Below are 26,600 nucleotides of genomic sequence, written 5' to 3'. Positions count from 1 at the left end.
CGTAACCCAGCCTACAGCCTACTTGATTGAACTAAAAAGCTGAAATCAACGACTCTGCCCTTTGAATTCTAAAATGGCCGTCTAAGCGGCAACACGTTCCCGACTATCGTTCCCACACAAATGCATACCAAAGCGATAAGCAGACCACTTGTCACAGGCTCGCCAAATAATGGGACAGCAAACATACTAGCCAACAAAGGAACCAACGCCATAAGCGCTCCCATTTTTGTCGCACCTAGAATATGTACCGCTTTTCCGTAACAAACAAATTGCACTGCAATCGCCATAATAGCCTGATAAAAAGCCTGCAAGGCAATCATGCTATGAGAAACATCGTTAAAAGCATGGGATAACCGAGTGAGGTAATAAGGAGTAAATAGTAAAGTGGTTGCAGTGATCACCCCCAAAGTGGCGTGCCACGGTGGAAACTTCCAACGCCTTAATAATACAGTAAATATCCCCCAAAATAGGCAGGCAACGACAAAGCTAACATCACCAACCCAATATGACACGCCAGATAATAGCGTTTCTAGTAATAACGCAAAAATGCCCAGGCTACTAATGCCAATCCCCATCCAAGCAAATCGAGAATGCCTCTCTCCAGCCCAAAAATAGGCAAGCACGGCAATCATAATTGGCATTAAACCAGGCAATAACAAAGCCGCATGAGTCGCGGGCGCTGATTGAAAACCGTTAAAAACAGAAAGCGAATAAGCCAAGCCACCAATAGACCCTAGCAACATCATTCGCACTTGAAAAATCGCCTTACGGTGAATCCAAATGAACGGAAAAAACACCAAAAATGCTGTACCAAAACGCACCATCATCATATCGGGCAAAGACAAAGCAGCCAGCGCACCAGCGCGCGATATCAAAATAAAACCCGTCCAAACCAGTACCGACGTTAAAGCAAACACATACCCTTTTACTATTAGTTTATTACTGTGCTGCCATCGCCCTTTCATACTTCATCCATCTGGTGACTTAAAAAAAGCAGTATATCTGGCATCGACATTTGGAAACAGCCAGCAAACTAAGCTTTCCACTTTTTGGCTCACTTTACCAACCCCATTAGCGATTTATGAGACCCATATTAAATACCTCAGTTACGATGGGTGTCTCATTAACGTCCCTCTTTCCGCAAAATAATCGATTTCATTAAAGCTGCCAAATGGTGGCTTTTTTAATGCCTATAATTTCCCTTTCCTGCCCTTAAAGCCCGATCCCAACCACTTTCATTTTTCACCGTAAACCATTTTTAAATCAAGCAACCTCACTCGCCACCACGGTTCACCGATACCCTGCTTTGCTGTCGCCTCGTGCGGTGACTTTGTCGATGGACCAGTTGCCTTTCATTTCTGGTGGGAAGGTGTCGTTTGGGGTGAGGATGCCTTCTGCGACGAGTTGGGTTGCCCGTATCTAGTCAATAAGGGCGTCGAGTGTGACGCTGGTGCCTTGGCGTTGGCTTTTGATGAGATCGTCTTGGCTGGCTTGTTGGGCGGTGGTTAGGTTGTCGTAGCTTTAGCGGAGCTTTTTGAGATCGATGAAGATTCAGTTCTACTTTTCATCAATCTCAAACTCTCAAAAAATATTACTTAGCACTCTCCCATATTATTCCTGACTCCCAAAGATAAGCTACAATGGGTGTCTCATTAAGTTCAAAAAAGCCCATCGGAAGGATGGGCTTGTGGGGGGTAGTTTAGTTTTTAAGGAATTAAGGGTTAATTTTCATCTGATCCCAATGCAATAGCTCAACGCATAGAATCTTTTCTATGACTGGGTTTGAAAGATGGTTATCCTGTTAAAAAGCGATTCTGTAAATAGCTGTTTAATAGTACATATGCTAAGAACCTTAAAAAATCTGGCTTGTTAAGCGTTACCAAGTTCTCTCAACTTAGTCTTCAAGCTTAAAATCAAATAGCATATTCAATCTTTTAATAAGTCGTTCCTGTCCATCCAATATTGGTAAAAAGCGCCACTTTGAAATAGCATCAAGACATGCTTTATCTAATAGCTCTCCAGCGGATTTAGTTACCTGAATATCTTCCGGCTTTCCTTTTTTATTCACTAAAAAACTGACAATTACGCGGCCTTCAATACCTTCTTTCCGTGCCTTAACTGGATATATAGGATAGACAGACTTAACCAATGTAAACTCCCCATTAGTCTCCTCAAAAACCTTCTTTTCTTGGGTTTCTGAAAGTGAACTCTGAACCCATTGTCCATTATTTAATGAATAATGAGGTGGTGCGCAACCTGCTAGAAAAAGTAATGCACTTAATATAATGATGATTTGTTTTTTCATTTTTAGATTCTTACTCCGCAATATGAGATATGTGTTAGCCCCTACAACCCACTGAATGAAGTAAATCGACTAATAACTTTCATTTAACCAACAAGAAATTTATCTTTTTACTCCAATACAAACAACAACTAAAGCCCAGATCTGGGCTTTAGTTGTTTGCTGCTTAGAAGTCTACAAAGTTGCGTTGGGCTAGTCTTTGACGCGGGTGATGTTGTCGTTTACCCAGTCTGCTTGCCTGAATTAAAAGCTAGTTGGGCAATTTGCTGTTGTTTTTTGTTAGGAAAGTGCGGACGGTTTGGATTAGGTCGATGAGTTCTTTTGATGGAACGACGACGGGGTCGATTTGTATCTGCATGGATTTGACGATGTTGTTGAGCAGTTGCCGTCCTTGGAGGGAATAGCTGTCTTTTTCCGCTAGCGCTAAGCTGTCTAAATTTATGAGACACCCATGTTAAAAACAGCTGACAAATTTATGAGACCCCCATGTTAAAAACAGCCGCACCATACCAAACGATCTTATCCAGAGATGATATTTATATGAAATTCATCTTTTATCGTTTTGGTAAGGTGCAATTCACTACTAAAAGGCTGGTTATTAGGTTGTTAGGCGAATGAATTTACTAATATATGATTAGTAAAGAAAGACGATGAATGGTGGATGGAATGAAGCTAGGCGAGTAGTCGGTTATGACTGGATCTTGGTTTTCTATTTAGTTTGTTTGAATCACAATAATGAGCAATGGAATGTTCAGCACCAACAACAGCCCCCGTTCTTGCGCCAAATTCTGTCGCAATACACAGCCAATTTTCTGAGGATATGTTGAGTCGTTGAAGAATCGGTAACAATGAAGCGTCTATCGCACCTCGTTTATCTTCTCGGATGATTAGCCCAGTCATATCAACCAACTCAAGGTAATCTGACAATTCAAAAGGTAGACCATCTGGCATGCTTTCTCTGGGGTTACCAACAAAAGGATAAAGCAACTTTGGTTGCTTTTGATGCCTTGCAGCGGTCACACGTTTTTTAACACTGGTGAATTCTGAAGTTTCTGGTGTCTGGCTTATTTTTGCTCTCAGTGGATTAAGATCAACGTAGGCCATACAAGCCACTAATGCCGATTCATCCAGCAAGGCTTGGGACTTAAAACGCCCTTCCCAGAACCTTCCTGTGCACTTGTCTTCAAAATTCGCTTGGCGAGCAATAGGTTCATTCAATTCCCTCATAAACCAGCTAATGTCTGTAAGACGATTTCTAAAGGTTTCGGCAGACGATTCCACCAACGTCATAGCATAGTCAGGCAATGACTCACCTCGTACAAATTGCTGAGTAAACACGGTGCCTTTATGTAACTTATGCCACCTTTGCAAAACCTCTAATGTAGACCACTTCGAGGCTTTTTCTGTATTGATATGCAACACCACATGAAGATGGTTACTCATTACCGCATACGCACAAACATCGATAGCAAAGACACTGGCTAAAAATAACAAACGCTTTTCAACCCAGTCACGACGGTGCTCAAAGCTTGCACCAGAGACAGGATCTTCTCCACACAAAAACGCCCTACGAACACAGCGAGAGACACAGTGATAGTAAGGCGTATCTTGTAAACTAACTTGCTGACTTCTGGCTCTTGGCATGACGAAACCTCTCTTCCATGAGAAAAAACAATACTGGCTAAATATACAGTATTGAGAAAAATCGTCAAGTTACGATGGGTGTCTTATTAAGTCGTGCTACGAACACAGCGTGAGACACAGTGATAGTAAGGCGTATCTTGTAAACTAATTTGCTGACTTCTGGCTATTGGCATGACGAAACCTCTCTCTTCCATAAGAAAAATACTGGTTAAATATACAATATTAAGAAAAATCGTCAAGTTACGATGGGTGTCTTATTAAGTCGTTTGTCAAGTTACGATGGGTGTCTTATTAAGTCGTTTGACCGTAACGCGCCACCGCGACCCAACCGCCGTCGCTAGTGCGCTGCAAACCCTCGTATGGCGTGCCTTCGCTCAGCGAAAACACAAAACCACCGAGCGACATCATCTGACGCATGATTACTCCTTAGATAAAAATGGAAGGACAGAAACGAAAAAGCCCATCAGGGATGGGCTTGGAGATGTTTGGGTTTGAAGTGGTTAAAGGGTTATTTTTTATCTGTCCTAAAGCGCCATAACTTACGAATCAATTTCCACAAAATGACAGGCATATATGAAATAACAGTAAACCAGAAAAACACAGGAACAATCAAAGTCTTTAATAGTAAGGGATAATCTATAGGGCAGTTATCTGGGTCCAGTGTGATGGAACTAACGCAATAATCGCCTGCATGATTATTTAGCCCAAACACAATCGCCACAAAACAAGTGACAAGAAAAGATATAATCAACGGTATATAGTAGCGTTTGCGCGTCATTAATCGTTCTTCCATAACTTATGTACATAAATATAATTTACCCGAGCACCGTAATCTCTGACTTTTTCAGCACCAGTAAAATTGTAAATACTCGAGACTTTCCGAATAGTTGGATTTTGAACCCTTACCCATATGCGCTTTAAAATCAAAGCACCTAGTCGTATATTTGCCTCTGTATTATTTTCGATATCTTCTTTTGAATAATTTAGAGATTGGGCAAGCTCTTGCCAACCATCATATCTCACATTCATTGGGCGGAATGAGCTAATTTTAACGCCAGGTAGAACACCTAAATAATCATAGTAGCCGTGTGTTGTTTCCATATAGGCTATCGCTTTTAAAAAGTCAGCATCGATACCCATCTCTTCACCAGCACTATCATACAACTCTTCTTTCCCATCTACCTCATCGAAAAAATCAATCTCAATAAAAAGGCTCACTTGAATCTGCACTAGGGTTCTCATTGATTTCGAATATAGCCGGAGAGTTTGAGATTATACTCGCTCTTCGGTCTGCCTCCATGTTAACAACAGGTATAATCAAGGCATTATTTGATTCTGCTTTTTGTTTGGCACCGAGAATACGCTCCAATGTATCCTTGTCTTTTTGGGTTCTTTGTTCAGCAAGCAATAACGACCTTTTATTTTCTTTATCAATCGTATCCTGATCGACAGTAGTATAAAAAGCTCCGTTATAATCTCTGGAAGAGGCTCTATTGTTAGACATTTAAAATCACTTAAGCAAAAGAAGAAAATACATCATATTTTCTTCATACTGGTTAAAAATAAATGTATGAACTCAAGATGTTATCGTTCACGACATACCTGTCATACAATCCTTTCCTTACTTTAAAAGCAACTTATCCAACCTACCAACAACTAAAGCCCACATTGGGCTTTAGCTGCTTGCGGCTTAGAAGTCTACAAAGTTGCGTTGGGTGAAGTCTTTGACGCGGGTGATGTTGTCGTTTACCCAGCCTGCTTACCTGAATTAAAAAGCTAGTCGTGCTATTTGCTGTTGCTTCTTTTGTTAGGAAAGTGCGAACTGCTTGGATTAGGTCGATGAGTTCTTTTGATGGAACGACAACGGGGTCGCTTTGTATCTGCATGGATTTGACGATGTTGTTGAGCAGTTGCCTTCCTTGGAGGGAATAGCTGTCTTTTTCCGCTAGCGCTAGATTGTCTGTGGGGGCGGAAAGTTGTTTTTGCTCGTGGAGTTGTTTTCCCATTAGTTTAAAACTAGACCCTCTTCTCTCTTAGATATCTTGTAATTTTATGACATAATGTTGTGCATCTGTCGCAGGAAGTCATTTCCCTATGTTGCGACGCTTTTTTGAACTTATTCGATACGTACACAATGCCATTAGATAATGGGGTAACCCCAGTAAATTCAAGCACTAAGCTTGATCGCCGATTTTCTATTGCCCCAATGATGGAGTGGACGACAAGCGACTACCGAGTTTTCGTTAGAACACTTAGCAAAAATACGCTGCTGTATACCGAGATGGTGACGACGGGGGCTTTGCTGCAAGGCAATCATCCTGAAAGATTCCTACGATACGATGGTTGCGAACACCCTATTGCTCTTCAATTAGGCGGGTCTGATGCGATTGCGTTGGGTAAATGCGCAAAAATGGCGGAGCAAGCGGGTTTTGATGAGGTTAATCTTAACGTCGGCTGCCCGAGCGATAGAGTTCAAAACAGTTTGATTGGTGCGTGTTTGATGGCTCACCCTGATAAGGTGAAGGATGCCATGCGTGCCATGCAGGACAGCTGTACTATTCCTGTGACCATTAAGCATCGCATTGGTTTAGACGACCAAGAAGAGTACAGTGTGGTACGAGATTTTGTTGGTGATATTGCGACAACTGGTGTGAAGACCTTTATTGTCCACGCTCGTAATGCGATTCTGGCGGGCTTAAGTCCGAAAGAGAATCGTGAAATACCACCGCTGAAATACCATTATGTGCATCAGTTGAAGAAAGATTTCCCAGAGCTTGAAATCATTATAAACGGTGGCATAAAAACAGTAGAAGAATGCCAAGAACAATTAGCGCATGTCGATGGTGTGATGGTGGGCCGTGAGGCTTATCATAACCCTTGGATATTGAGCCAAGTCGACAATGTATTATTTGGCGGTCAGCCGTTGGTTCATGATCGCTACAGAGGCGCTAGAAGCTTTCGTTCCTTATGTTGAACGTAAGCTGCAAGAAGGCGAACGCTTAATGCACCTAACCCGACATATTTTGGGTATCTTTCAAGGCGAAGCCGGCGGCAAACAGTTCCGTCGCTACCTTTCTGAAAACGGTCATAAAGCCGACGCACAGATAAATGTATTATTAGAGGCCATTGATTTGGTCAAACATCATCAACGCAAAGGATAAGAGCAATGAGCAATAAGTTATCTCAATTGAAAGAGTTCACGACCATTGTGGCCGACACGGGCGATATCACGGCGATCAAAGATTTTCTACCACAAGATGCGACTACTAACCCATCTTTGATGCTTAAAGCCGCACAAATCCCTGAATACGCTCCTTTTATAGATCAAGCCATCGCTTGGGCTAAAACACAAAGCAACGACAAAGATCAGCAAATTCTAGACGCTGGCGACAAGTTGGCCGTGATTGTTGGTACCGAAATCCTAAAGTACATTCCTGGTCGTATTTCGACTGAAGTGGATGCACGTTTGTCTTTTGACAAAGAAGCGACACTAGCGAAAGCACGTAAACTGATTGCGCTATATGAAGAAGCTGGCGTGTCTCGTGACCGCGTGTTGATTAAAGCAGCGTCTACTTGGGAAGGCATCAAAGCCGCAGAAGAACTAGAAAAAGAAGGCATCAACTGCAACCTAACCTTGTTGTTCTCTTTTGCTCAAGCACAAGCCTGTGCTGAAGCTGGCGTTTACCTGATTTCTCCATTCGTTGGTCGTATCCTTGATTGGTACAAAAAATCGACTGGCCAAGAGTACACAGCTGAGACTGATCCAGGTGTTGTATCTGTGACTGAAATCTACAACTACTACAAACAACACGGTTACAAGACCGTTGTAATGGGCGCGAGTTTCCGTAACATCGGCGAAATCGAGCAGCTTGCTGGCTGTGACCGTTTGACTATCAGCCCTAACCTGCTTGAAGAATTGAAAAAAGACGAAGGCAAACTTGAGCGTAAATTGGTTCCAGCGACCAGTGTGAAAGCGGCACCTGCTGCGATCACAGAAGCGGCATTCCGTTGGGCAATGAACGAAGACGCCATGGCGACAGAAAAATTGTCTGAAGGCATTCGTAACTTCGCAGCGGATCAGCGTAAGTTAGAAGTGACGCTAGCGTCTATGCTATAAAATAGAAGCAAGTACGTTAAAACGCGACCTCGGTCGCGTTTTTTATTTCTCACCAGAAGAACAAAAGATGACCGAAACAACAGAATTTGAAAAAATGATCCATGGCGAAACATTCAATGCGATCGACCTAGATCTTCGTCTACGCAGAGAAGCCGCTCGTCTTGCTTGTGCTAAATTCAATGCACATCCAAGCAAAGGCAACCTTCGTCACGTCACCCGCTTGTTTGCAGAATTTGGTAGTGTGGTGATTGAACCGGGCTTTCAATGCGATTATGGTTCGCAAATTCATCTTGGCGAACGGGTCTTTATTAATTTCCACTGTGTTTTCCTCGACAGCGCCAAGATCAAGATTGGTGACGATGTACTCATCGGGCCGGGCGTGCATCTTTATACGGTAGATCACCCAAGAGACGCCGAACAACGCGCCTCTGGCGAATGCTTTGCGCGCCCTATTACCATAGGTAACAAAGTCTGGATTGGCGGCGGAGCAAAAATCCTCCCCGGCATTAAGATTGGCGATAACGCTATTATCGCTGCGAATGCGGTGGTCACTCGACACATCGCCGATAATGAACGCTACTTTGGATAACCAATCGATACGCTTTTATGCGCTCACTCGCCAATGCACTTTTTTGCACAGTCCTAGCAAACGTCCTTTGTTAAAGCCTTATTTTCGGCTTACCTGAATACTTCATTCAACTAGGTAAGCAATTGGCAATTGCTAAGGAAATGCTCGGCTCTCCCCGCCTGTTTCGATTATTTGCTATATACTTCAGTCAAATTAGCAAATTAAAGAGGTTGCTTCATGAAAACGTGGATTCTATTTTTAGCCAGTCTATTGGCACTAGATGCGAACGCCTCAAAAACCATCGTAGACGGTTCACTTAATGTTGAAGAAGTCACTCAGTTTGACGGCACGCCTTGGGGCATTGCGCTATTGAATGACCAAGAAGCTATTGTCACCGTTAAAAAAGGTGTGGCTTACAAGGTAAATTTGGCCAATGGCAAACAACAAGCCCTAAATGGATTACCTGAAGTGGATAATCGAGGCCAAGGTGGACTGCTGGATGTCGCCAAATCCCCTATTTTCGATGAGGAGAAATGGGTCTATTTTACTTACTCAAAACCGACCGATGAAGGCGCAAAAACCACGTTAGCCAGAGCCAAACTGATCAATAATGATTTGACTAAATGGCAGGATTTATTGGTGTCAGACTCAGCCAGTTCCGATTCAAAGCACTTCGGTGGTCGCATAGCGTTTGACGATAAAGGACACGTGTTTTTCTCCATTGGTGACCGCGGCGTGCGTGAAAACGCTCAGAATCTTAACAACCATGCTGGCAGTATCATTCGTCTTAATTTAGACGGTAGTGTGCCAGCGGATAATCCGTTTGTCACACATGCCAATATCCGCAATGAAATCTGGAGTTATGGTCATCGTAACCCTCAAGGCCTTTTCTATGACACGGATACGCACACTCTTTGGTCAAATGAACATGGTCCAAGAGGTGGTGATGAGATCAATCTTATTCGCCGCGGCGCTAACTACGGCTGGCCGATCGTGTCTCATGGTAAAGAGTATTGGGGACCAGTTAGCGTGGGTGACGGTGTCGAAAAAGACGGCATAGACAACCCTATCAAGGTGTTTATTCCTTCCATCGCGCCAAGCAGCTTATTGCGTTACAAAGGTATGCTATTTTCTAACTGGAACGAGGATTTTCTCTCGACAGCGTTGGCACTACGGCACTTAAATAAAGTGAAAATTGAACAAAATGGCGACAGCACCGAAACTCGCTATTTGGAAGATCTCGATGAGCGCCTTCGCTCTATTGCACAAGATTCCACAGGAGCGCTGTACATCGGTACGGACTCAGGAAACTTTTAAAAATAACATTAGCAATCGAAAGTAGCCTCAAAAAAGTGGGCTAAGTGTTCATTAAGCACTCATAAAAAGAAAAGAAAAAAGTCAGAGTCAGGAGCCTCTATTAAGCTCCTCACTCTGACTCTATTAGACCACTACAAATTACACTGATAGAACAATTTTAATCGGTTAACACAATACGGTTACGACCCAGATTTTTAGCCATATATAAGCGTTGATCAGCGAGCCTATACAGAGACTTAAAATCCCCCTCATCTTCAAGACTGTAAGATACACCAATGCTGATCGTGTAATGAATAGCTAGGTCATCCAGATGAAACACTGTATCTTGCACGTATTTGCAAAAAGAGGTTGACCAGTCTTTACTAATCCCAGCGGGCATCAATACACAGAACTCTTCTCCACCTAAGCGAAAAAGCTGATCATGGTCATCGACATGTGCTCTAAGACGCTCAGCAAAGTCTACCAATACAGCGTCGCCCACATCGTGCCCATGGGTATCATTAATCTTTTTAAAGTTGTCTAAATCAATCAAAACAAGGGCTAAGGCCCACCGCTTGCTGCAGCTGAAATTGATAATGCTGGCTAATATTACGGCGATTAGCAAGCCCCGTTAGCGGATCCGTAGACGCTATTTTCTTTAATGTATATAACATCTTTTTGTGAACTCGCTCAGCCCCGTGTGTTAATCCCCACAAGAAGACATAAGCGAAGCTCAAATTGATCACCACACTGATCAACTCTTTTCCAAAATCACTGTAGAACCGCAGATAGAGAATACTGCTCACTAGACATAAGCAAACACCACTTAACCAAACACCAGCTTGCTTACCTAACATCAAGTAGGAAGTCATTGGGAAGATCAACACCCAGACTTGTCGTCCAGAGTGCAGTGGTGAATAGCTTATGCCGGTCAAAATACACGCAAAAATAAACGCGACATAAATAAATATGCTCCATTTATAAAAGCGTGACTCTTTAGAACTGAACCACAAAAAAATGGTCAACATCAGCAAAACGATTTCAATCAATGCCAGCTGATATTTCGCCATCGATAGATTCACCACTATTAGCACTGAGCAAGCCGTTCCAATAACCAGCAAAAAACCTTTCACTAGAGCGTCATTAAAAAGGGCTTCATTAAACCAATGCGATGTCGACAGTTGTTTATTCATTCCATACCATATATTACGTTATTCAGACCAACTCGAGTCCGTGGAAAAATCACCCTCTGATAAAACATCCGTCTCTTCGCTGGTAGATGAGCCATCTCCCCAACTGTCACTCGATGCTTCATCACCCCAACTATCTCCTGCTGCGTCTTCACCCCAGCTATCGTTAGCGGGATCAGGGGTTTCAATCGCTTTATTTTTCTTCGGCGGATTGCCGTCATACACATCGTAAGCTCGACTTTGCAAGTAAACATCACGAATGAAGCTATATCGATCGCCAATGATCATGGATTCGGCGCTGAGCAAACGCGCGCGCGTTTGCACAACATCTAAGGCTAATAAACCAAGCTCCTCATCATCATTTAAGTCGAGGATACTTGTTTCATCAAGGTAGGTATATTTAATGGCTAAACCTGAACCATCACGCACAGTAGAAGGACCAAAAAAAGGTAGTACAAGATAAGGACCAGAAGACACCCCCCAGTAACCTAGGGTTTGTCCAAAGTCTTCATCGTATTTCTTCAACCCCATTTCACTGGCAACATCAAAAATCCCAAACCAGCCTGCTGTGCTGTTAATCAAAAAACGAAAACTGGATGAAGCTGTCGCGTCCCACTTTCCTTGTAGAAGGTTGTTAACAATATTACCGATTTCACCTAAGTTAGAGAAAAAATTACTTACGCCCTTCTGAACAGGATTCGGGGTAACGGCCTTATACCCTTCAGCAATAGGCTTTAAAACAGCACCATCTACCGCATCATTAAAAGTAAACATAGAACGGTTAAAACCCTCCCATGGATCTTCTTTGGTTTCTACTGGCACCTGCGCACAAGATTGCACAAGCAACAACAAAGAGCCAAAAAGTAACGTTCCTATTGCTTTCAACATTTTCAGTACCCTTAACGTATAAGACTTCACACAGCGTCTGACTAAAAAAAACAAAACCTTATCTATAACATCAAACCAATTTTTTCACTTCTTGCCATTGCTTATTTAAGCGTTTATCTGAGATAGGCTCTAGCGTACCAACCGATTGAGCAAACAAGGAAATACGATATTCTTCTAGCATCCAGCGATACTTAATCAACTCAGGGTCATAAAGCGCTTTTTCATCATGGGCTTTTTTCTGACGAATATAGGTCTGCCAAAGACCTTCCAACTCAGACACGTACTGATTCTCTTTGTTCAAATGATTTTGAAAACGTTCCAAGCGTACTTCAATTCCTTTGAAATAGCGCGGTAATTGCCCCAACCAAAACAACGGCGTATTACCAATAAACCCTGGATAAATTAAGTGTTCTAACTGCACTTTAATATCACCGTAGATACGCGTCCATGGTAAAGGAATACTGCCTTTCATTCTCTTAGCAACGGCTTGATAAGAAGATAATACTCGATAAAGCTGCTCTGCCATGTCATTCGCGACACTGACTAATTGTGATTTATGACTGACCACACAGCTTTCAAAATCGGCTTTTGTCCGTGGCAAAGTCCGCCCATCTAAGAAGACTTTATCTAGCACCGCATTCAGAAGATCATCCAATAACGCTTCTTTTTGACCTAATGGCGAAAAAATTAACATGGATTCTTTTAAGTGCGGTAGGTTCTTTTGCAAGTAGCGCATTTCTTTACTCAAGGTTAACTTGAGTAATGTGATCACGCCTTTTCGATGAGTTTCCACAGCGGTATTTTGGTCATCAAACATTTTCAATGACACATGATCGCCTTGCGACACCAGCGCAGGAAACGCCGTTACCTTAATGCCCGCTTGTTTGATCTCTTGACGCTCTGGAATGCCCTGCTCTGGCCATGTTGTTAAGCCTTCTTGTTCATGCTGTTTAGTACCAAACTTCGCGAAGCTTTCTTCAACCAAATCGCTAAACTGAGTTTGAAGTTGTGCTAAGTTTTTCCCTACACCAAGCACTTTTCCTCGTTCATCCACCACTTCTAAATTCAAGGTTAAATGAGAGTCTAGTTTTTCCGCATTCCATTCATTGAGCGGAATATCAATCAAGGTCTCGCGCTTGATTTGCAAGCTCAACTGCTCAAGTAAATCGCCTTTTTCTTTCGACAAGTTGGGATAAACACGATCTACAAACTGCGGAATTGGTACAAAGCGGCGACGTAACGCTTTGGGTAAAGCACGCAGCAAGGCTTCGCAGCGCTCTTTGATAAACCGGGCACCGCCCAACCTAAATCCTCTAGATTCAGCTGACGCAACAAGCCAACGGGGACTTTTAGAGTCGCACCATCAGATTCTTGACCAGGTTCAAATTTATAATCAATCGGTAAGGCGACGCCATTCAATCCAAACGAATCGGGAAAGGCCATGTCATCGACTTTCACATCTTGATTTACCAAGTCATCCCGAGTCATTAATAAAGCATCGGGGGAGGTTTTAACAAAATGCTCTAAGCTTTTGGTATTGTGCACATGACTAGGCAAACGCTGATTGTAGAAAGCGAAAACCGTTTCGTCATCGACCAGAATATCCCGTTTTCTAAGCTTGGCTTCTTGGGTTTCTAGGGACTCAATTAGCGCTTGGTTCTTGCGATAATAGGCCTGTTTGGTGCGCAGCTCACCTTCCACCAGCCCAGAACGAATGAAAATCTCTCGAGCTTCTTCTGGATTGACGTGTCCATAATCAATTCGGCGTTTTGCCACAATCACCAAACCATAAAGCGACACTTGCTCATGGGCCATGATGCGGCCTTGATTACGCTCAAAATGCGGATCAAAGTATTGACGTTTTACAAACGGAGCGGCGTATTCTTCGATCCAAGCGGGATCAATACGAGCCGTCACACGCGCATAGAGCTTACTGGTCTCCACCAGCTCGGCCGCCATAATCCACTGAGGCGGTTTTTTGAATAACATGGAACCTGGAAAAATCGCCAATTTACGCGAGCGACAACCCAGCATTTCTTTGCTGTCTTCTATTTTATTGGCCACTTGCGTAAACATACCCGCCAACAAAGCGCGATGTATCGCTTCGTAATGACGCTCTTCATGGTGCACTTCTTTAAAGCCTAGCTGCTTACAGGCAATCATGATTTGGCGATGAATATCGCGCCACTCGCGCATACGCATGAAGTTCAAAAATTGCTTACGGCAATATTGACGTAACTGGTTCTGCGATAGCGCTTGACGCTGTTCTTCAAACCGCTCCCATAAATTCAAGAATACGGCGAAATCAGAGTCTTCGTCTTTATCGACCGCGTGGGCTTGATCAGACTGGGTTTTCTTATCTTGGGGACGCTCACGAGGGTCCGGAATGGACAAGGCGCTAACAATAATCGCTACTTCTTTGAGCACACTGTGCTGCTCGGCGGCGATCAAGATTCGCCCTAATTTCGGGTCAATAGGTAACTTAGCCAGCTGACGACCAATCGGCGTCAGTCGCTCTTTATGCAACGCCCCCAACTCCGTCAAGGCGCGATAACCATCGTTGATCATGCGCTTGTCTGGCATTTCAACAAAGGGAATTTTTCTACCGCGCCCAACTTTAGATTGGCCATCTGCAAAATAACCGACGCTAAGTTGGTACGGAAAATTTCTGGGTCGGTAAACTCGGCACGGTTGTTGAAATCCGCTTCGTCATAGAGTCGAATACAAATACCGTCCGCCACACGACCACATCGCCCCGCCCTTTGGTTGGCGCTGGCTTGGCTGATTTTTTCAATGGGCAGTTGCTGAACTTTTGAACGTACACTGTAACGACTAATGCGCGCTAAACCTGGGTCAATGACGTAGCGAATCCCTGGTACTGTCAATGACGTTTCTGCCACGTTGGTCGACAAGACAATACGACGCCCAGAGTGGGATTTGAAAATACGTTGTTGCTCACTGGAGCTCAATCGAGCATAAAGCGGCAACACTTCGGTATTGCGCAACTCGGCACGACGCAAGATCTCAGCGGTTTCGCGAATTTCTCGCTCCCTGGCAAAAACACCAAAATATCCCCTGCACCGCGATAGCCAGATTGACGCTCTTCGGCAATCAACAGCTCTACCGCATCAAGAATGCCTTGCTCCATGCTTTGGTCTTCGTCTAGCTCTTCAGAATCCGACTTGCTCATCAAGGGCTGATAACGCACTTCTACCGGATACGTACGGCCAGACACCTCAATAATGGGCGCATTATCAAAGTGCTTAGAGAAACGTTCAACATCAATAGTCGCTGAGGTAACAATGACTTTTAGATCGGGTCGAACCGCCAACACTTGCTTCAAATAGCCCAGTAAGAAGTCTATGTTCAAGCTGCGCTCATGGGCTTCGTCAATAATAATGGTGTCGTACTTATACAAACGCTTATCTTGTTGGATCTCGGCCAGCAAAATACCATCTGTCATCAGCTTGATAAGCGTTTCTTCGTTGCTTTCATCACTGAAACGCACCTGAAAACCTACTTGCTCACCCAGCTTAACTTGTAACTCATCGCTGATGCGTTCCGCCACGCTACGCGCCGCAATTCGCCTTGGTTGTGTGTGTCCAATAAGACCTGCGATACCGCGACCTGCTTGCAAACACATCTTAGGCAATCTGCGTGGTTTTACCCGGTTCCGTTTCACCCGCAATAATCACCACTTGGTTTTCTTGAATCGCCTTGATGATTTCATCGGCACGAGCGGCCACAGGCAAGCTTTCGTCGTAAGTGATTTTTGGCAAGCGACACAAACGCGTTTGATATAAGGTCTCAGACTGTTCAATGAGCGCATTCAACTCAGACTGCATTTTGTCAAAAGGCAAACCGTCTTTTTGACGCTTGGTAAGCTGTGCTTGTTTTTGATCAATAAGATGACGATCGCGCGTCATTACGGCATTTGTCGACATGATAAGTAAATTTGTATCCTTTAACTTGGCGCAGAGAAAACAGTAATGATAAGTAACGCGCCGTTGGTATTAGAGGGCTTGGCACTAAATGGCAAACAACCAGCTTAGTGGTGGTAAGAAAACCTCTATCGATATAGTTGTAAATTCTAACATCAATCCCAAGGTAAGGGTTATAGTGATCAACATTAGCAACGTATCTAATACGTTGTTTTCACCCTCAACAGACCAATAAAAAAGGAAATGGTATGTCTCATCAAGTATTCGAAGATAACTCTCTTACCATTGGCAACACGCCACTTGTACGTTTAAACCGTATTGGCAATGGCAATATTTGGGCCAAGCTCGAATCTCGTAACCCTGCTTTTTCAGTAAAATGCCGCATTGGCGCCAACATGGTGTGGGATGCAGAAAAGAAAGGCATTCTGACAAAAGGCAAATCCATTGTGGAAGCGTCGAGTGGTAACACAGGCATTGCCTTGTGTTTCGTTGCCGCGTCTCGTGGTTATCCGATTACCATCACTATGCCATCCAGCATGAGTATTGAACGCCGCCAAGTCATGAAAGCGCTTGGTGCGACGATCGTCCTAACGGAACCCGCAAAAGGCATGAAAGGCGCAATTGCTAAAGCCGAAGAAATTGCTCAAGACGAAAACTTCGTTTTACTGCAACAATTCAACAATCCAGCCAACCCTGAAATTCATGAAAAAACCACTGGCCCAGAAATTTGGCAAGACACTAATGGCGAAATTGATGTATTTGTTGCTGGCGTTGGCACTGGCGAGTACTATCACAGGCGTGAGTCGTTACATTAAAAACACTCAAGGCAAGGCCATCATCAGTGTGGCGGTAGAACCCACCAGCTCGCCTGTTATTACACAAACCCTAAACGGCGAAGACCCAACACCGTCACCACACAAAATCCAAGGCATCGGTGCAGGCTTTGTACCAAAAAATCTAGACCTTTCGATGGTTGACCGTGTAGAGCAAGTGACAAACGAAGACGCCATTGCTATGGCAAAACGTTTAATGCGTGAAGAAGGCATCTTGTGCGGCATTTCTTGTGGTGCTGCCGTGGTTGCCGCAGAACGCGCGAGCCAATTGGCCGAATTTAAAGACAAGAAAATCGTCGTGGTTTTGCCAGACTCAGGCGAGCGTTACCTATCAACCGCTTTGTTTGAAGGTGAATTGCCGACAACGAATTGGTTCAGTAATCATTAACATTGATAACCCCCTCCCGACCTCCCCCTTAGTAAGGGGGAGGAGCAAACGGCTTCCCTCCCCTTATGTCTTCCAAGGGGAGGGTTAGGGGAGGGTCACTTTTTACCCAATTAATGCGGTTTCTTCGTACCATAACGCACCATGTCTTTGCCATTCTCAAAAACATAAGGGGTTACCCAGCGCCCTAACAATAGCTGCTGATTATCATCCAGCACCGCCACAAACGGACGACCATTGGCATTGTTTGTTGCCAACGCCACGCCCGATACATTATTCAATCCCAAACCACCCGCTTCTATTAAACGCAAAAACGTCTCAAGCTCATCAAGGGTGTCAATTACATCATTTTCATTAATCATTCGTTCTACTCTGTTACATCAATAATGACGTCAGGATAACAGTTTTGAAGCATGATAAAAACGAGACGTAGCTAACCCAATCTGTACTGATTCGTCTTTGCTATTTTCTCTCGGATAGCATCACAAACAAAAGCATTTAAACTTTGACCTTCAGCTGCAATAACGGCTTCTCGATGCAACGCCTCACCAGTTCTAATATTAAATGAGCCTTTACAAGGCTTTTGAGCCTCACGCCCAAGCTCTTCACAGGATAAAAGGTATTCATCTACCGAACGACGAAACTCAACTTCAAGCTCTTTCAACGTCGTCGCTTCGTAGGTTACTGTGTCACGAATGAAAGCAAGCTTGCCAAAAAGCGATATTGCTTTCCAGCTCCGGTTCAATAGTGCCTAAATAATCTTTATATCGCAGATAAGTCATAACCAACCTTCTTGTATCAAATGCAGCTTCACCGATTTTAAAGCGCCGCCTTTCAGCTCATTCTTAGGGTGAGGTTTATGTAGCAATTGCATGGCATCTTTACCTTTGTGGTAAAAACGAACTCGCGAGACTGCCATTTCTTTCTTTTCATAGCCCAGCGGAGCGAGTGCCTTGATTGGTTTGTTAAATGTCGCTGCTAAAATTGATATTGTTTGCTTTGCACCAATCTATTGTCGCTTGCTTTAACGCTAACTCTTCGTAGGTATACCAAGCATCTAGTAACTCTAATGATCCTAATAAATCTTTTAAGCGAGAGTATGCTCCTTGCTTACGCAGCATGTCATAAACAGTGTCGAGATGCTCTGGAATCTTCTCTGATGTAAAACGAATTACCAGATGCTTGCCTAAATCTAATTCGCGTTTATCCGGTATTTGCAAATACTTATCACTGTCATACAAATCATCTGGTATTGGTTCTTCAACCGCATCACCGATGTAATATATAGCACCACTTTCAGTATCAAGGTAAGCCTCGCTGTCTCCGCAACCAGAGGAAGCAAACTCAATAGCCCATTCTATGTCATCTAGTTTTACTGTCATAAAATCTCTTGGGGACAAAATATATTAAGCCATAATAAGTTATAGCGCTGCTACCAAGCCGTTGGCTCGATCTGACAAATCACTTCGCCGGCATCAAAAACACACAACTCACCTGATTCCATTTGCTGCCATGTTTCGTCGTGGGTTAAGGGTTGTGTAGCGATAACAGTGACAACGTCTTTGTCTGTGGTGACTTCTTTGAAGTCGACTATGACATCTTCATCCGATAAAGTGGCTTTTAAGCGGCGCTCGGCGGGTGATCCAGTGCAATTGGTGGTGCAAAAACGGTATAAGCGTATGCCATCGGACAGCATCATATTGAAGACGCCCATGGATTTTAACTGCAAAGCCAGTTCAGCCAGTTTTGACGATAATGCATTCAACTCTGGTTCGCACTCACCAAAGCAGGCCTGTAGGCGCTCGATAATCCAGCAAAACGCTCTCTCCGAATCAGTGCTACCCAATGGATGGTGATGCGCTATGGGTAACGAGCCAGATGACTCTAATTGACCATTGTGCGCGTAAGTCCAGGTTTTCCCCCAAAGCAAACGGTGAAATGGATGAGTATTTAACAGACTCACGGCCCCGACATTGGCTTGACGAATATGACTAATGACGATGTCACATTTCAGTGATGTCTTGCTCATCACTTCGGCCATATCTGAATCGGCGCTTGGTCTAGGGTCATGAATCGCCCATACGTAACCATCACGGTACATGGCCATGCCCCAGCCATCTTTATGCGGCCCCGTGCGCCCACCACGAGCACGCAGGCCCGAGAAGCTGAAACATATGTCTGTTGGCACATTGGCACTCTATGCCCAATAACTCACACATCGTCTGGATTATCTCTCTTAGTAGATTTACGGCTTTTCATCCGGCGATACAATAAAACACCACTACCAATGATCAGAATGCCGCCGAGATTTAAAGCACCGTACATAATCCAATCTCGAGTGGTAATGCTGTTTGCTTTGTCACGGATTTTTCCATTTGAGACGTCTCAACAACATTGGTATCCGCATTTTCTGTAGGGTCTTCAATTTCTTGCGCCTCCTCTACCACAGAAACGGCAGGTGCAAACGATACAGGGGCAACCTCTTGTTCAGAAGAGAATGGCGTCATTAGCGTGTCCGCTTCCAAAGCGTTGTTTTCTAAGGTCACGACGGCAGGATGCCCTGCTTCTCGAGAGAGACTCCAAGAAGGCGTTCTGTAATCAAATCGCAAACCAGTTTGCGTCATGCCCACCAACTTTGCTCGGACTTTTACGTTATCACCAACGGATACGGGGATCACTTTTTCCCAGTAACCTTGTCCGATTAATGGCATTTCTTCTGTCTCAATGGTGCCATTCCCATAGGAAAACTCTAATTTGATATTGGAGCGTAATACATTGAGTTTTAGATTAACGGGTTTGGCGGTAAAAACGACCAAATCGTCACCTTGACTCGCCACCGGTAAATTCAATCGCTGGATGAACTGTAAAATACTGACTCAGCTGACGTGAAAAGGTTTTGCCATCCACCAAGGTCACCAACTCATAATTGCCTGGCTCAGTAATACCTACCATACGCTGTTTGAACTGACCATTTGTTCGGGCCAATTCATTGCTATAGATGGACTCTTCTGTTTCGCCACTTAATTGTTTTAAAGTTTGAGTTACCTTTAGCAGATTCAGCACGTCATCATCTTTGATCATGACATCGCTCTGAAACAATCCGATCGTTGAATAAATAGGTTCATTCACAAAAATAACGGGGGCCACTTTTGTGGCTTGTGCGCTTAAATCCGTGATAACTCTGACACTACTACGCTCTAAATCAACATTACTGACCTGCCACTCCCCTGCATCAGGATCGCGAACAGTAATTAAGGTATAATGATCGGATGTGGAAACGGATACATTCTGAGCATTAAGCAAGGACAAGGTGCTGGCATCAGGCTTGGTAATGAGTGGTTTTACATTGCTTTCATGAAAGACAACGAGCGTCAGTTCTTTGATAGCATCATCCACTAAGAAGCGATTGCCATCAAAGGGTAGCTCATCCACTGGCGCCGCTTGCGTAAAAATACGCTCAAAAACATCCAATAGGTCTTCAGGAAGGGCAACCTCTGTATGAATGGCATTTGTTCTTAGGGACAATGATTCCAACAGCGCTTTGTCTGTGTAACCCGTCATGGAAATAGTGTGAAGGTGAATCCCACGTTCTTCTAATTTGGCGGTCAACTCATTGAGAATACGATCACGGGAAGCTTTATTAATTGCTTCATCTAAGCTGATATCTACCATGCCATCCGTCACCAATATCCAATGACGATTGAAACCCGACGCCAAATCACCCGAATCTGGTGTTTCTAACAACAACTTAATAATGGCTTCTAAATCGGTTTCGACGTCTTGGGTAACATAACTGTCGACATAGCTAGCCAGTTTCGCTTTAGTGACTTTATTAACATTCGCTTCTGGCAACAATACGCGAGGCTCTTCGCCAAATAGCCAGATACCTAGCGTTGCTTGCTCTTCAGGAGCGAGGTTCGACATGAGGCGCAACGCCTCCGATGTCAGCTTATCAGGATCACTGATCAGCATACTACCAGAGGCATCCACAATAACACGAAATTGGGTATCCGCTTGACTAAGTAGGTTTCAAAGAGACAGGGCAGCTGATAACAACACAGTATTTATTTTCAACCATTTCACGTCTGCGAACTCCTTGAACAATTTACTTTGTTGAAATTAGCAACCGCTATCACGTTAGATCATACGGTTCCGGCATTCCATGTACCCATTTTATAATATGAGTTTCCCATTCCTCTTCTTCAACATTATGCTCATTGACCGCATAATGTCGAACCGTTAAACCTTGACGAAGCATTTCTTTATCGCTTCCTACTACCAACGGATGCCAATTAGGCAAAGTTTTGGTTTCATGCAGTACACGATAACTACACGTATCAGGCAACCATTGAAAATCATCTATTTGGTTTGGCGTAAGCGTTATACAGCTTGCCACTTTTTCTTGTCGAGTCTCATACACTTTACACTGACAAGTCGCGATATTGAGTTGATGACAAGAAAGATTAGTATAATAAACCTCTTCCGTATCATCATCTTGCAATTTTTGCAGGCAGCATTTTCCACAACCATCGCAAATAGACTCCCACTCCGCAGGTGACATTTGCTCCAACGCAGTGGTTTTCCAAAAAGGTTCGTAACGCTTGGCAATCATTCTCTGAGTCCAACTAATTAGTACACGGCTTGCGTCGGCGTTTTATACAAATCCAGCAAATAATCATCTTTGACTGGCGGCAATTGTAGGTAAAAGCCTTTTTCTCGAATCTCACTGGCTACTTTCTCGGGTGTTGCCCGAGCCAGTTTGCTCTCGTTCGTCAACAGCATTGTCATGGCACTAATGCCTTTACCAAAACGCTCCATAAGCGCTTCTGGAATGTCTTTCAGTCCTTTGCTTTTTCCACATACAAGTACATACCATCGTGCTTGGATGAACGAAATACTTCGACAATTAAATGTTGCTTCATAATTTTCTCTTGGCGATATCACGCCATATTAGGACTTTTTAAATTTTTCTAACACAGGGTTGACTATTTCTTCACGGCGCCAGCCCGTTAGTGCTGGGTTCTGCCAATCAATCTCAGTACCATCAAACAAATGACGTACTAATGGATCAAGCAGTTTGCGCTTCATCATGGCCTCTGGTGCTATATTTAAAGCTTCTGCTCGTTCACGTACAAAAGCTTTAACGGCTTTCGTTAGCTCTCCCGCTTGAGATGGCAGGGGAATTTCTAACGGCAATTGATACTCATCCGGTGATAATTCCTTTACTAACGCTACGTTTTGCAGAATTACCTCACCATACAAACGATGCTGACGCCCCGTTATTTCTTCTGCTTCAGAGATGGCTTTGTGGTGAGACGGCAATGTTTTCGCTAGCGACCAAAGCGTTCTATCTTTTAAAATTTGCCCTTTTGGAACATCTTCTTTTCGAGCTTGCTCATCACGCCAAATAAACAACAAACGCAAAAGAGTTAAGCTCTCAGGAGACAAACGCCAAGCGGTTTTGATGCCATCCCAGTTTTGCTCTGGGTCGGCGTTCATTTGGTACTGCCATTTCAGCGATTCACAGTCTTCCATGGCCCAGTCGAGCATATTTTTGGCGTTTAAACGCGCTATTTGCAACGGATACACTTTCGCCAAATACACCACGTCCAGCGCTGCATATCGCTTCTGGGCGTCAGTCAATGGTCGCTGAATCCAATCTGAACGTGTTTCGTCTTTAGCCACTTCAATTTGCAGGTATTCGTGGATCAGCTTCACATAGCTCAGTGACCATTGTGCACTGGCATAGGCTTCACCGATCTGCGTATCATAAAAAGGCGTTGGCAGTACCCCCAATAAACGATCAAAAACATCCATATCTTCAGAACAAGCATGAAAAACCTTCATCACAGATGGGTTTACCATTAAGTCACGAAGCGGTTGCCACTCATCAATCGTTAATGGATCAATAAGCACAGCCTTTTCACCCTCACTCACTTGAATCAACCCCGTAATCGGAAAATAGGTAGAACGTCGGATAAATTCTGTGTCAACGGCGATTACAGGCAATTGAGCTCAGTAATCGCACCAACTTGCCAACGATTCGTTATCCGCCACCCAAACAATATTCAGAGCATCATCTTGATCATTCATACTAGAGCTTCTTCCGTCCCTCTAGCGCTAAAGCCAGAGTGTTACCATCAACGTATTCCAGTTCCCCACCCATGGGCACGCCATGGGCAATACGACTGACGTTGATGTTCAATGTTTTTAATTTTTCAGCGATATAATGGCAAGTAGCCTCACCTTCCACCGTTGAGTTCGTGGCAATAATGGCTTCGTCCACTTCGTTATGCTGTACCAAACTTTCTAAACGATCCAAGCCTAACTCTTCTGGACCTATGCCATCAATTGGCGACAGATGTCCCAAGAGAACAAAATAGCGGCCAGTATAGGTGCCTGCTGACTCAATGGCGATCACATCGGCTGGTGTCTCAACAATACACAAGCGCTTGGCATCGCGTTCAGTGTCTTTGCAGATACCGCACTCTGACTCTTCCGTCAAAGTGCGGCAGCTGGAACAGCGCCCCACTTTATCTAACGCCTCTCGCAATGCATTTGCCAGTCTATCCGCCCCTTGATGATCACGCTCTAATAAATACAACGCCATCTTTTGCGCTGATCTTGGACCGACACCCGACAAGCAACGCAACGATTCAATCAATTCTTTAATTAAGGGACTAAACAAAGCTTGCTCCTAGAAAGGCATCTTAAAGCCTGGTGGCAAAGACATGCCCGCTGTCGCTGCGGCCATTTTTTCTTTTTGAGTGACTTCAATATTACGCACAGCATCATTAACGGCGGCGGCAATCAAGTCTTCTAACATTTCTTTATCATCACCAAACAAAGAATCATCAATAGAAACACGTTTCACATCATGACGACCTGTCATCAGAATTTTCACCAAGCCAGCACCCGCTTGACCTTCGACTTCCATGTTGGCGATTTCTTCCTGCGCCTTCTGCATGTTCTCTTGCATCTGCTGCGCTTGACGCATCATGTTACCCATTCCACCTTTAAACATATCTTTGCTCTCCAAATTAAGCTTTAACTTTAACTGTATCGTAAACCAATTGTGCACCCATCGTTGTCGATAAGGCTTGTACAACCGGATGTGTATTCAAATATTCAATGGCTACCTGCAGGGCCTCTGCGCGCTTACTGGCGGCAAATTCTTCTGCAGTCACGCCTGTGGTATCTTCCACTGTGTCTATTATCAAAGGCACCGTCATGGCAAAGAAATCGCTCAGGGCACCTTGTATTTGTTCGTAACGTACTTGGTTCAGCATGTGCCCATACTCTAAAGGCACTTCAAGACGTATGCCTTGATCGCTGGCATCCACCAAACTGGAATTCATTAAAATATTCTGTACCAAGCCTGTCAAAGGCAATCGCGGTGCCACCAACCACCAAAGCTTCATCGTCAGCTGATTATAGTGGTTTAACTCGGGCAAAGGCATACCTAATGCGGGCTGGGCAATGGTATCAGGCAATTTTGACAAACGTGTATCCGGCTCTTTGCTTGCTTCGACGGCAGGTGACTCGATTGGTTCCACACCTAAAGCGTCCACTAAATCTGCTGCGGGGTTAAATGGATCAATGACATCCGCAATAGCACGCTCTTCGGCTTCCTCATCATCGTCTTCATCTTCCATCACATCGTCAGATGCTAAGAATGAATCGTCTGCGATGACAAAAGGTTTAGGCTCTGGCTGACTCTCCTTGTCTGCCTTAATCTGCTGCGCAGCAACGGACATCGATTCAGATGGCTCGTTCTGATCTAGTGGCGCATCATGCTGAGGATCAACATCCGCTGTATGAAACGACTCAACTTCTTCTGTAACAACCGCTTGCGCCATCTCATCATTATAGACACTTTCCTGATCCGTGATAGCGCTCTCAACCTCGGTATCCAGTACATCGTCAGATATGGCCATTTCTTCTGGCGACGCTTCCCACGGCGGGCGTTCCGCCGCGGACATCGGCTTTGAAGACACTTGTTCAGGAATAGACTCAGTAGACTTTACCGCTGGGACTTCAATGTCAACGGCCGATGTTTTTTTCTGCCTTCGACGCCGCCGTAGAGTCGGGTTCTGACGTTGAACTCATTGTGTCTGGCGAGCGCGTTGTCGCTGAAGAAACCACTGGTGGCACTTCATGACTGACCACCATAGGTGGCGCAGGTCGAAAGGCGATCAATCTTAACATCAGCATTTCGAAGCCTGCACGGGCAGAATGCGCCAAATGCAAATCACGGCGACCAATTAATAAGCTCTGATACATGATTTGTATTTCTTCAGAGCTAACACTGGCGGCAATACCCTGAATCCGAGCCAAATCACCCAGCTGATCCATTAATGCGCCTGGCACTTGCTGCTCTATCGCCACACGGTGCAACACATCCAATAAACTGCCACAAATCGCTGTAAAATCGGGCTGGTAATCGGCAAGCTGTTCTATTCGAGTCAAAACTTGTGCCGCATTTTTAGACGCCACACTTTCTAGCAAATCCAAGACTTGCGCCTGATTAACCAAGCCTAACATGGCGGTGACGCCCGATTCGGTAATCGTACCGTTACCAAAAGCAATGGCTTGATCTGTCAAACTCAATGCATCACGCATACTGCCATTGGCAGCCTGACCAATCTGCCACAATGCAGGTTGATCAAAATTAACCTGCTCGGTGGTCAAGACGGTTTGTAAATAATCCACCACGCGTTGCGCAGACATGTTCTTCAAATTGAACTGCAAACAACGAGACAAAATAGTAACAGGAAGCTTCTGAGGATCGGTCGTCGCCAGCAAGAACTTAACGTGAGCGGGTGGTTCTTCAAGGGTTTTTAGCAAGGCATTAAACGAGTGCGTAGATAACATGTGCACCTCGTCTATCAGGTAGACTTTAAAGCGACCGCGAGTCGGTGCATATTGCACGTTCTCAAGCAATTCACGAGTATCTTCTACCTTTGTGCGTGATGCCGCATCCACTTCAATTAGATCGACAAAACGACCTTCAGCGATTTCTCTACAGCTATCACAGGTGCCACAAGGCTCTGGCGAAATGCCATTGGTTTCACAGTTCAAGCATTTAGCGAAAATACGCGCGATCGTGGTTTTACCGACGCCGCGAGTTCCGGTAAACAAATAGGCATGATGTAAACGCTGTTGGCGTAAAGCATTCACCAACGCTTGGAGTACATGGTCTTGCCCAGCCATTTCAAGGAACGTCTGTGGGCGCCATTTACGTGCTAAAACTTGATAACTCATGATGGATACTGGCTAATAAAAAGCGATTTTTTATTGTACGGCAGTCCGAGCAATTTCGAAACCACTCTTGATGCACAGGATGACAGGTAATCGAGACAAATAACCAAAAAAACTTCACTATAAAGATCAACAGCTTGGATTTAGAAACCATTTTGCCCGACCACGTCAGGCA

24 protein-coding genes and 4 pseudogenes are annotated in these 26,600 nt (G+C 44.3%); 5 read left to right on the top strand and 23 right to left on the bottom strand.

What is annotated here, in order from left to right; all coding sequences use genetic code 11:
- Positions 1 to 68: 68 nt before the first annotated feature.
- From ONZ52_RS23175 to ONZ52_RS23150, 6 genes are all read right to left on the bottom strand, one after another.
- Entirely contained in the window at positions 69 to 965 is an 897-nt protein-coding gene (locus ONZ52_RS23175; protein ID WP_265220936.1) for a DMT family transporter, read from the bottom strand.
- Between the two features lie 929 nt (positions 966 to 1,894).
- On the bottom strand, positions 1,895 to 2,305 hold the full coding sequence (locus tag ONZ52_RS23170; RefSeq protein WP_265220935.1) for an energy transducer TonB: 411 nt from the start codon (positions 2,303 to 2,305) through the stop codon (positions 1,895 to 1,897).
- Positions 2,306 to 2,974: 669 nt separating this feature from the next.
- Positions 2,975 to 3,946 carry a transposase gene (locus tag ONZ52_RS23165; RefSeq protein ID WP_265220934.1) on the bottom strand — a complete coding sequence of 324 codons (972 nt, stop codon included), beginning with the start codon at positions 3,944 to 3,946 and terminating at the stop codon, positions 2,975 to 2,977.
- A gap of 777 nt (positions 3,947 to 4,723) precedes the next feature.
- Positions 4,724 to 5,176, bottom strand: coding sequence for a hypothetical protein (locus ONZ52_RS23160; protein WP_265220933.1), 453 nt, complete (start codon positions 5,174 to 5,176; stop codon positions 4,724 to 4,726).
- Positions 5,148 to 5,450, bottom strand: a complete 303-nt coding sequence (locus ONZ52_RS23155; RefSeq protein ID WP_265220932.1) for a hypothetical protein — start codon at positions 5,448 to 5,450, stop codon at positions 5,148 to 5,150. The genes ONZ52_RS23160 and ONZ52_RS23155 overlap by 29 nt, the downstream gene beginning before the upstream one ends.
- A gap of 142 nt (positions 5,451 to 5,592) precedes the next feature.
- The gene (locus ONZ52_RS23150) at positions 5,593 to 5,952 is read right to left on the bottom strand and encodes a hypothetical protein (RefSeq protein ID WP_265220931.1); all 360 of its coding nucleotides are present in this window, start codon (positions 5,950 to 5,952) and stop codon (positions 5,593 to 5,595) included.
- A 128-nt stretch (positions 5,953 to 6,080) separates the two neighbouring features.
- Between ONZ52_RS23150 and dusA the strand changes: the two are divergent.
- The 4 genes and pseudogenes from dusA (at position 6,081) to ONZ52_RS23130 (ending at position 9,948) form a co-directional block, all read left to right on the top strand.
- A pseudogene (gene dusA, locus ONZ52_RS23145) lies at positions 6,081 to 7,107 on the top strand (tRNA dihydrouridine(20/20a) synthase DusA).
- A 5-nt stretch (positions 7,108 to 7,112) separates the two neighbouring features.
- The gene (gene tal / locus ONZ52_RS23140) at positions 7,113 to 8,063 is read left to right on the top strand and encodes a transaldolase (RefSeq protein ID WP_265220930.1); all 951 of its coding nucleotides are present in this window, start codon (positions 7,113 to 7,115) and stop codon (positions 8,061 to 8,063) included.
- Positions 8,064 to 8,130: 67 nt separating this feature from the next.
- Positions 8,131 to 8,652 carry a sugar O-acetyltransferase gene (locus ONZ52_RS23135; protein ID WP_265220929.1) on the top strand — a complete coding sequence of 174 codons (522 nt, stop codon included), beginning with the start codon at positions 8,131 to 8,133 and terminating at the stop codon, positions 8,650 to 8,652.
- Positions 8,653 to 8,868: 216 nt separating this feature from the next.
- Positions 8,869 to 9,948 (top strand): PQQ-dependent sugar dehydrogenase, encoded by a 1,080-nt coding sequence (locus tag ONZ52_RS23130; protein ID WP_265220928.1) that lies wholly within the window; start codon positions 8,869 to 8,871, stop codon positions 9,946 to 9,948.
- A 157-nt stretch (positions 9,949 to 10,105) separates the two neighbouring features.
- On the opposite strand, the gene ONZ52_RS23125 is transcribed toward ONZ52_RS23130, so the two are convergent.
- From ONZ52_RS23125 to hrpA, 4 genes and pseudogenes are all read right to left on the bottom strand, one after another.
- Positions 10,106 to 10,480, bottom strand: coding sequence for a GGDEF domain-containing protein (locus tag ONZ52_RS23125; protein WP_265220927.1), 375 nt, complete (start codon positions 10,478 to 10,480; stop codon positions 10,106 to 10,108).
- On the bottom strand, positions 10,473 to 11,120 hold the full coding sequence (locus tag ONZ52_RS23120; RefSeq protein WP_265220926.1) for a hypothetical protein: 648 nt from the start codon (positions 11,118 to 11,120) through the stop codon (positions 10,473 to 10,475). The genes ONZ52_RS23125 and ONZ52_RS23120 overlap by 8 nt, the downstream gene beginning before the upstream one ends.
- 18 nt (positions 11,121 to 11,138) lie before the next feature.
- Positions 11,139 to 12,005, bottom strand: coding sequence for an MlaA family lipoprotein (locus ONZ52_RS23115; RefSeq protein WP_265220925.1), 867 nt, complete (start codon positions 12,003 to 12,005; stop codon positions 11,139 to 11,141).
- 70 nt (positions 12,006 to 12,075) lie between these two features.
- Positions 12,076 to 15,949 (bottom strand): annotated as a pseudogene (hrpA, locus tag ONZ52_RS25535) (ATP-dependent RNA helicase HrpA).
- Between the two features lie 245 nt (positions 15,950 to 16,194).
- Here hrpA and cysK point away from each other — a divergent pair.
- Positions 16,195 to 17,160, top strand: a pseudogene (gene cysK, locus ONZ52_RS25530) (cysteine synthase A).
- Positions 17,161 to 17,277: 117 nt separating this feature from the next.
- Here the strand turns inward: cysK and ONZ52_RS23080 are convergent.
- The 13 genes and pseudogenes from ONZ52_RS23080 to dnaX all read right to left on the bottom strand — a co-directional run bounded on the left by ONZ52_RS23080 (position 17,278) and on the right by dnaX (position 26,428).
- Positions 17,278 to 17,526, bottom strand: coding sequence for a hypothetical protein (locus ONZ52_RS23080; protein WP_111607345.1), 249 nt, complete (start codon positions 17,524 to 17,526; stop codon positions 17,278 to 17,280).
- A 71-nt stretch (positions 17,527 to 17,597) separates the two neighbouring features.
- Entirely contained in the window at positions 17,598 to 17,909 is a 312-nt protein-coding gene (locus ONZ52_RS23075) for a type II toxin-antitoxin system HicB family antitoxin (RefSeq protein WP_265220918.1), read from the bottom strand.
- A 33-nt stretch (positions 17,910 to 17,942) separates the two neighbouring features.
- Positions 17,943 to 18,122 (bottom strand): type II toxin-antitoxin system HicA family toxin, encoded by a 180-nt coding sequence (locus ONZ52_RS23070; RefSeq protein WP_265221155.1) that lies wholly within the window; start codon positions 18,120 to 18,122, stop codon positions 17,943 to 17,945.
- Positions 18,123 to 18,129: 7 nt separating this feature from the next.
- A complete protein-coding gene (locus ONZ52_RS23065) occupies positions 18,130 to 18,546 on the bottom strand; it encodes a UPF0158 family protein (RefSeq protein ID WP_265220917.1) in 417 nt (138 codons plus the stop codon).
- 50 nt (positions 18,547 to 18,596) lie between these two features.
- Positions 18,597 to 19,352, bottom strand: a complete 756-nt coding sequence (locus tag ONZ52_RS23060; protein ID WP_265220916.1) for a class II glutamine amidotransferase — start codon at positions 19,350 to 19,352, stop codon at positions 18,597 to 18,599.
- 121 nt (positions 19,353 to 19,473) lie between these two features.
- Positions 19,474 to 20,001 (bottom strand): hypothetical protein, encoded by a 528-nt coding sequence (locus ONZ52_RS23055; protein WP_265220915.1) that lies wholly within the window; start codon positions 19,999 to 20,001, stop codon positions 19,474 to 19,476.
- The gene (locus ONZ52_RS23050) at positions 19,985 to 21,154 is read right to left on the bottom strand and encodes a vWA domain-containing protein (protein WP_265220914.1); all 1,170 of its coding nucleotides are present in this window, start codon (positions 21,152 to 21,154) and stop codon (positions 19,985 to 19,987) included. Before ONZ52_RS23050 ends, ONZ52_RS23055 begins: the two co-directional genes overlap by 17 nt.
- Positions 21,155 to 21,296: 142 nt before the next feature.
- Positions 21,297 to 21,776, bottom strand: a complete 480-nt coding sequence (locus tag ONZ52_RS23045) for a YcgN family cysteine cluster protein (RefSeq protein WP_265220913.1) — start codon at positions 21,774 to 21,776, stop codon at positions 21,297 to 21,299.
- Between the two features lie 17 nt (positions 21,777 to 21,793).
- Complete coding sequence (locus ONZ52_RS23040) at positions 21,794 to 22,108, bottom strand: YcgL domain-containing protein (RefSeq protein WP_428981200.1); 315 nt, start codon at positions 22,106 to 22,108, stop codon at positions 21,794 to 21,796.
- A gap of 6 nt (positions 22,109 to 22,114) precedes the next feature.
- Positions 22,115 to 23,173, bottom strand: a complete 1,059-nt coding sequence (rnd, locus tag ONZ52_RS23035) for a ribonuclease D (RefSeq protein ID WP_265220912.1) — start codon at positions 23,171 to 23,173, stop codon at positions 22,115 to 22,117.
- Positions 23,174 to 23,258: 85 nt separating this feature from the next.
- On the bottom strand, positions 23,259 to 23,852 hold the full coding sequence (gene recR / locus ONZ52_RS23030; RefSeq protein ID WP_265220911.1) for a recombination mediator RecR: 594 nt from the start codon (positions 23,850 to 23,852) through the stop codon (positions 23,259 to 23,261).
- Between the two features lie 9 nt (positions 23,853 to 23,861).
- The gene (locus ONZ52_RS23025; protein ID WP_012070231.1) at positions 23,862 to 24,188 is read right to left on the bottom strand and encodes a YbaB/EbfC family nucleoid-associated protein; all 327 of its coding nucleotides are present in this window, start codon (positions 24,186 to 24,188) and stop codon (positions 23,862 to 23,864) included.
- A gap of 16 nt (positions 24,189 to 24,204) precedes the next feature.
- Positions 24,205 to 26,428: pseudogene (gene dnaX / locus ONZ52_RS25525) on the bottom strand (DNA polymerase III subunit gamma/tau).
- Between the last annotated feature and the right edge of the window lie 172 nt (positions 26,429 to 26,600).

It is taken from the genome of Marinomonas rhodophyticola (assembly GCF_026113935.1).
GTDB classification, from domain to species: Bacteria; Pseudomonadota; Gammaproteobacteria; order Pseudomonadales; family Marinomonadaceae; genus Marinomonas; species Marinomonas rhodophyticola.
The sequence above is the reverse complement of the archived record's forward strand: the minus strand, read 5'-3'. Positions and strand labels throughout refer to the sequence as shown.